Below are 1,686 nucleotides of genomic sequence, written 5' to 3'. Positions count from 1 at the left end.
AGCAGCGGTTTCAGGAAATCTGGGAGCAGTCGCCGCTTTTTCTGGAATTGCGCAATTTCAAGGGCTATAAAGGAAATTGCGGACGCTGCGAATACGTCAACGTCTGCGGCGGCTGCCGGGCCAGAGCCTATGCGGTCAGCGGCGATTATTTGGCGCAGGAGCCGTTCTGCGCGTATCAGCCGAGGAGTTGAATGACTCCAGCAGGATACATGGCGAAACACGTCGCCGCTGATCCAGATTGGATCAAAGCTGACGGCGTGAAAGATATTTATTCGATCAGCACGTGTATATCAGACAATTTTGCTGATTATATAAATTATTGGCGGCATAATGGTTACTGGCTGTTTGACTCTCCAGAAATTATTCATGATATCGCCAGAGAGTGCTCTATAGATATCTCGAATGCAAAGATGTTTTACTATGAAGTTTATGAGTTTGAATACAATGAGGATGAAAAAATATGGATGCCGTTTTCCCCTGAGTTGTCCTTCGAGACTAATGTAAGTATTCCTGAAACGAAAATACTTGAGGGTTATGATGTCGTGGCTTTCTCTTTCGATTCAACCCCTGGATGTTCACCGCTGTCATGCAATTATCTTGCGTCTGAAATAGAGATAAACGAACACTGCTTGCTGCAATCATTTGAAAAAACAAAACAATTCCTGGATGAAGGCAAGTTTGAGAAATCAGAACCAGGTCCATATAGAATTTTTGCCGTATATTCTGTGTAATCGGCTCCAAGTGACAAATTTGAATCCATTTTAATAAAATGAACGATATATTTCTTAAAGCCTGCCGGGGCGAGCGCACCGAATACACGCCGGTCTGGTTCATGCGCCAAGCGGGCCGCTATCTGCCCGAATATCAGGCCGTGCGCGGCAAAGTCAGCTTTCTGGAGCTGTGCAAACGCCCGGAGCTGTGCACGGAAGTCACGCTCCAGCCGATTGATATTTTTGGCTTTGATGCTGCCATTCTTTTTTCGGATATTCTGATTCCGATGGAGGCGATGGGCCTTCAGCTCGAATTCCACGAGAGCAAGGGGCCGGTTTTTCCAGAGCCAGTGCGAACACAGGCCGCCGTTGACCGGCTGCGCATTCCCGACCCGGAAGAGAGCCTGCCCTTTGTACTGGAAACCATCCGCCTGCTCCGCCGCGCTCTCAAGGTGCCGCTGATTGGCTTTTCCGGCGCGCCGTTCACCTTGGCGACCTATCTGATTGAAGGCGGCTCGTCCAAGGTCTTTTTGGAAACCAAGCGCATGGCCTATCAGCAGCCGGAGCTGTATCACGCCCTGCTGGAGAAAATCACCCGCTGCACCAGCGTTTATTTGCAAGCGCAGGCGCGGGCCGGAGCGCAAATTTTACAGATTTTCGACTCGTGGGCGGGTGTGCTCGCGCCCTGCGATTTTGAACGTTTCGCCCTGCCCTATGTGCAGTCCATCATCGCCGATCTGCGCCAGATGACCGATGTGCCGATCATCTACTTTGCCAACAACGGCGCGACGTTGCTGGAACTGAGCACAACCAGTGGGGCCGACGTGCTCGGTTTGGACTGGCGGATCAAATTGGACGATGCGGCCAAAATTACGCAGCAGCATGTCCTGCAAGGTAATCTCGATCCGGTCGCGCTCTTCCTGCCGGAAAAAGAACTGGAAGAGCGGATTGCGGCCATTCTCGTTGAAGGCCGGGC

Annotated in this window: 3 protein-coding genes; all 3 read left to right on the top strand. The window is 51.2% G+C overall.

Translation table 11 applies throughout. The features are described from left to right. The coding region (locus ACNKID_RS04890) for an SPASM domain-containing protein (RefSeq protein ID WP_417912310.1) at positions 1-191 on the top strand (191 nt) is incomplete at its 5' end. Between the two features lie 18 nt (positions 192-209). Then, entirely contained in the window at positions 210-731 is a 522-nt protein-coding gene (locus tag ACNKID_RS04885) for a hypothetical protein (protein WP_417912309.1), read from the top strand. A 38-nt stretch (positions 732-769) separates the two neighbouring features. Beyond that, positions 770-1,686, top strand: a 917-nt coding sequence (gene hemE / locus ACNKID_RS04880) for a uroporphyrinogen decarboxylase (protein WP_417912308.1), incomplete at its 3' end; no start/stop codon positions are given.

It is taken from the genome of Candidatus Electronema sp. TJ, assembly GCF_048287355.1.
In the GTDB taxonomy this organism is placed as follows: domain Bacteria; phylum Desulfobacterota; class Desulfobulbia; order Desulfobulbales; family Desulfobulbaceae; genus Electronema.
This window is presented reverse-complemented; position numbering and strand designations above follow the sequence as displayed.